Origin of the sequence: Xanthomonas sp. SHU 199 (assembly GCF_000364665.1) — a bacterium.
Taxonomy (GTDB): domain Bacteria; phylum Pseudomonadota; class Gammaproteobacteria; order Xanthomonadales; family Xanthomonadaceae; genus Xanthomonas_A; species Xanthomonas_A sontii.
In genome coordinates this window covers 1-4134 of record NZ_AQOI01000398.1, presented here as the reverse complement: position 1 = coordinate 4134, position 4134 = coordinate 1, and the positions used below count along the sequence as shown (strand labels likewise).

The window sequence follows — 4134 nt, the reverse complement described above, 5'->3', positions numbered from 1 at the left end:
CGGCCGTGCTGGGCCGCGCCGTAGCCGCCCCAGTAGGCCTGGCCGACCCGCGCCGGATCGTCCACCGCGAACACGATCGCGGCATCCTCGGCCTGTCGCAGCAACGGCAGGCAGGCCTGGGTCAGCCAGGCCGCGGCGGTCAGGTTGACGTGGATCGCGCGCGCGAACTGGGCCGGATCGGCATGCTCGAACGGGGTCAGCCCGGCGAAGTCGGCGGCGCAGTGCAGCAGCCCGTCCAGGCGGCCGAGCTCGCCCTGCAGGCGCTCGGCCAGGGTCGCGTAGTCCGGCGGAGTGGCGCCGAGCAGGTCCAGCGGGTACAGCAGCGGCGCGGCGCCGACCGCGGCGATTGCGTCGTAGACGCGGTTCAAGCGTGCCGGCTTGTGACCGAGCAGGACCACGGTGGCCCCCGCCTGGGCGCAGGCCAGCGCCGCAGCGCTGCCGAGCCCGCCGGCGGCGCCGCTGACCAGGACCACCCGCTGCGCCAGCGCGCCGGCCTGCGGCGACGCAAGCGCACTCACGACTGGTAGGCCTCGGTCACGATGCGCTGCAACTCGCCGGACTCGAACAGTTCCATGGTGATGTCGCAGCCACCGATCAACTCGCCATGGATGAACAGCTGCGGGAACGTCGGCCAGTTCGAATAGCGCGGCAGATTGGCCCGGATCTCGGGCTCGTCGAGCACGTTGACGGTGTGCAGGCGGTCGGCGCCGGCGGCCAGCAACGCCTGCAACGCGCGGCTGGAAAAGCCGCACATCGGGTACTGCGGCGTGCCCTTCATGAACAACACGATGGGATGGCGTTCGACGTCGGCCTGGATGCGCTCCATCACCTGCATGCGGGTTCTCTCCTGCTGGGGCGAAAGAACGACCTTGGCGGTCGGCTAGACTCTCGCGTAGCCGCATAGTGTAAGCCCTGCGCGCGGCAGTACCGCGACGCGCGCCCGAAACCGCCAGAGGATCCATGCCCATCGAACTCGCTCCCCTGCCCTACGCCGCTGCGGCGCTGGCCCCGCACCTGTCCGCCGCCGCGGTGGAACAGCACCACGGCCAGCACCAGCGCGCGTTGGTGGAACGGCTCAATGCGCGGCTCGCCGGCAGCGACCTGGCCGAGCTGGCGCTGCCGGACCTGCTGCGGCGCGCGCAGGGCCGGCTGTTCCAGGAAGCGGCCGAGGTCTGGAATCACGAGTTCTACTGGCGCGGCCTGCGCCCGCGCGGCGGCGGCGAACCGGGCGGCGCGCTCGGCGAGCGCCTGACCAGGAGTTTCGGCGACGTGGCCCGGTTCAAGGCCGAGTTCGAGCGCATGGCCCTGGCGCTATTCGGCTCCGGCTGGATCTGGCTGGTGCAGCGTCCCGACGGCAGCCTGGCCGTGGTCAGCACCGCCAACGCCGGCACCCCGCTGACTGGCGACGACACGCCGCTGCTGGCCTGCGACGTCTGGGAACACGCCTACTACACCGACCACCCCGGCGACCGCGCGCGCTATCTGCAGGCGTTCTGGAAACTGGTCAATTGGGAGTTCGCGGCGTCCAATCTGCGTTGAGCGGGGATTGGGGAGTCGGGATTGGGGATTCGCAGGAGCGGCGGCCGTGGCTGCCGGTTCCTGGCCCAGGCGTGGCCTGGGCGCTCCTGCTGCTGGTTCAGCGCTCGCCGCGTAACGCGGCGATCACCGGGGCGACCTGGGCCTCGCGCTGCAGTTGCGCGCCCACGATCTGCAGCGCCAGCGCCAGCGCCTCCGGCGTGTCCTCGCGCAGGGTGGCGTGGCCGACCTTGCGGCCTTCGCGCGGCTCCTTGCCGTAGTCGTGCCAATGCCCGCCGGGCTGCGCCAGGACCGGTGCGGCGTCGGGCATCGCGCCGATCCAGTTGAGCATGCAGGCATGGCCACGCATGCGGGTGGAGCCCAGCGGCAGCCCCAGTACCGCGCGCAGGTGGTTCTCGAACTGCGAGGTCTCCGCGCCTTCGATGGTCCAGTGGCCGGAGTTGTGCACGCGCGGGGCCATCTCGTTGGCCAGCAGTTCGCCGTCGCGGCAGAACAGTTCCAGCGCGAACACACCGACGTACTGCAGGCGTTCGGCCAGGGCACGCGCATGCGCCACCGCCGCCTGCTCCAGCGCGGCATCGGCCTGCGCCGGCGCCAGGCTGGCCGACAGCACGCCGTGCACATGCCAGTTCTCGGTCAGCGGCCAGGTGCGGAACTCGCCGTCGCGGCCGCGCACCGCCACCACGCTGACCTCGCGCTGGAACGGGACGAACGCCTCGGCGATCAAGCCGACGCTGGCCGCCTGCGCGCCCAGCGCCGCCCAGGCCGCATCGGCGTCGGCGGCGGAGGCGATGCGAAACTGGCCCTTGCCGTCGTAACCGAGCCGGCGGGTCTTGAGGATGCACGGCGTGCCGACCTGCGCCAGCGCCGCGTCCAGATCGGTGCGGGTGTCGATCGCGGCGAACGCCGGCACGGGAATGCCGAGCTCGCGGAACAGGGTCTTCTCGGCCAGGCGATCCTGCGCCACGGCCAGCGCATCCGGGCTCGGGAACACCGGCACCTGCCCGGCCAGGGCAGCCGCGCTATCCGCGGGCACGTTCTCGAAATCGAAGGTCGCCACGTCGACCGCGTCCGCGAACGCGGCCAGCGCGGCTCGGTCGGCATAGTCGCCGACCCGCAGCGGCGCGACCTGTCCGGCGCAGGCATCGGCCGCCGGATCCAGCAGCGCGAAGCGCAGGCCCAGCGGCACGCCGGCCACCGCCATCATGCGTGCCAACTGCCCCGCCCCCAGGATGCCGACGGTGGTCATTGGCGCGGATCGTCCTTGGCCATCACGTCGTCGGTCTGGCGCTGACGGAACTCGCCCAGCGCGGCACCGATCTCAGCGTGGTCGTGGGCCAGCATCGCCGCGGCGAACAGCGCGGCGTTGGCCGCGCCGGCATTGCCGATCGCGAAGGTGGCCACCGGGATGCCGGCCGGCATCTGCACGATCGACAGCAGCGAGTCCATGCCGTTGAGCGCCTTGGACTGCACCGGCACGCCCAGCACCGGCACCGCGGTCTTGGCCGCGAGCATGCCCGGCAGGTGCGCGGCGCCGCCAGCGCCGGCCACGATCGCGCGCAGGCCGCGCCCGGCCGCTTGCTCGGCATAGGAGAACAACACATCCGGCGTGCGGTGCGCCGACACCACCTTCACTTCATAGGGCACACCCAGCGCATCGAGTTTCTGCGCCGCATGCTGCATGGTCTCCCAGTCGGAGCGGGAACCCATCACGATGCCGACGAGCGGCGCGGTTTGCTTGGAGGTCATGGCCGTCCCCTGCCTTAAAGACGTATTCTAGCCGTCTTCCACGCAAGACGAAGACCGGATGGACCGCAAACTGCTCGACCTGCTGTGCTCGCCCGACACCCGCCAACCGCTGGCGCTGCTGGAGGCGCGCGGCCTGGAGGCATTGAACCGCGCCATCGCCGCCGGCGGCGTGCAGCGCGCCGATGGCAGTGCGCAGGCGCAACCGCTGCGCGAAGCCCTGATCACCCGCGACCGCAAGCAGGTGTTCCGCGTCGACGACGGCATCCCGGTGCTGCTGGCCGAAGAGGCCATCGGCACCGCCCAGCTCGCCGACTTCCCGGCCAAATGAGCCGCGACATGGCGCCGCCGCAGGCGCCCGCCGCGGAGCTGATCGCCGCCGACGTCGCGCGTGCGCTGGCCGAGGATCTCGGCAGCGGCGACGTCACCGCCGCGCTGCTGCCCGACCGCGCCGACAGCGCCTACCTGCTGTGCAAGCAGGACGCCGTGATCGCCGGCCGCCCCTGGTTCGACGCCTGCCACCAGGCGCTGGATCCGCAGGTCCGCATCGACTGGCAGGTGAGCGAAGGCCAGCGCGTGGCCGCCGGTACGGTGCTGGCGTTGCTGCACGGGCGCAGTCGCGCCCTGGTCAGCGCCGAGCGCGCCTCGCTGAACTTCCTGCAGACCCTGTCGGCCACCGCCACCGCCACCGCCGCCTACGTGGCCGCGGTCGCCGGCACCGGCGCGCGCATCCTGGACACGCGCAAGACCCTGCCTGGCCTGCGCCTGGCGCAGAAGTACGCGGTGCGCTGCGGCGGCGGCAGCAACCACCGCATCGGCCTGTACGACACGGTGATGCTCAAGGAAAACCAC

Annotated in this window: 6 protein-coding genes and 1 pseudogene; 3 read left to right on the top strand and 4 right to left on the bottom strand. The window is 72.0% G+C overall.

The genetic code is table 11. From position 1 onward, the window contains the following. Together D183_RS0113230 and grxD are read right to left on the bottom strand one after the other, a co-directional pair. Positions 1 to 518 (bottom strand): SDR family NAD(P)-dependent oxidoreductase (locus D183_RS0113230; protein ID WP_017909420.1); only part of this gene is annotated, 518 nt, incomplete at its 3' end. Further along, on the bottom strand, positions 515 to 835 hold the full coding sequence (grxD, locus tag D183_RS0113225) for a Grx4 family monothiol glutaredoxin (protein WP_010342114.1): 321 nt from the start codon (positions 833 to 835) through the stop codon (positions 515 to 517). The genes D183_RS0113230 and grxD, both read right to left, overlap by 4 nt. Positions 836 to 960: 125 nt before the next feature. Here grxD and D183_RS0113220 point away from each other — a divergent pair, with 125 nt between their 5' ends. Further along, positions 961 to 1539, top strand: a complete 579-nt coding sequence (locus tag D183_RS0113220) for a superoxide dismutase (RefSeq protein WP_017909419.1) — start codon at positions 961 to 963, stop codon at positions 1537 to 1539. Between the two features lie 97 nt (positions 1540 to 1636). Here D183_RS0113220 and D183_RS0113215 read toward each other — a convergent pair whose 3' ends face one another. Beyond that, a complete protein-coding gene (locus tag D183_RS0113215; RefSeq protein WP_017909418.1) occupies positions 1637 to 2785 on the bottom strand; it encodes a 5-(carboxyamino)imidazole ribonucleotide synthase in 1149 nt (382 codons plus the stop codon). Next, a complete protein-coding gene (gene purE, locus D183_RS0113210) occupies positions 2782 to 3285 on the bottom strand; it encodes a 5-(carboxyamino)imidazole ribonucleotide mutase (RefSeq protein WP_017909417.1) in 504 nt (167 codons plus the stop codon). Before purE ends, D183_RS0113215 begins: the two co-directional genes overlap by 4 nt. Before the next feature lie 58 nt (positions 3286 to 3343). Here purE and D183_RS0113205 point away from each other — a divergent pair, with 58 nt between their 5' ends. Both D183_RS0113205 and D183_RS0113200 read left to right on the top strand, forming a co-directional pair. Further along, the gene (locus D183_RS0113205) at positions 3344 to 3613 is read left to right on the top strand and encodes a Trm112 family protein (RefSeq protein WP_010342118.1); all 270 of its coding nucleotides are present in this window, start codon (positions 3344 to 3346) and stop codon (positions 3611 to 3613) included. Next, a pseudogene (locus D183_RS0113200) lies at positions 3610 to 4134 on the top strand (carboxylating nicotinate-nucleotide diphosphorylase); the annotation flags it as partial. The gene D183_RS0113205 and the pseudogene D183_RS0113200, both read left to right, overlap by 4 nt.

What these genes read in the sequence shown, in the direction of transcription:
- grxD (WP_010342114.1), bottom strand. Translation starts at nt 835, where the DNA reads ATGCAGGTGATGGAGCGCATCCAGGCCGACGTCGAACGCCATCCCATC.
- D183_RS0113205 (WP_010342118.1), top strand. Translation starts at nt 3,344, where the DNA reads ATGGACCGCAAACTGCTCGACCTGCTGTGCTCGCCCGACACCCGCCAA.
- D183_RS0113220 (WP_017909419.1), top strand. Translation starts at nt 961, where the DNA reads ATGCCCATCGAACTCGCTCCCCTGCCCTACGCCGCTGCGGCGCTGGCC.
- D183_RS0113215 (WP_017909418.1), bottom strand. Translation starts at nt 2,785, where the DNA reads ATGACCACCGTCGGCATCCTGGGGGCGGGGCAGTTGGCACGCATGATG.
- purE (WP_017909417.1), bottom strand. Translation starts at nt 3,285, where the DNA reads ATGACCTCCAAGCAAACCGCGCCGCTCGTCGGCATCGTGATGGGTTCC.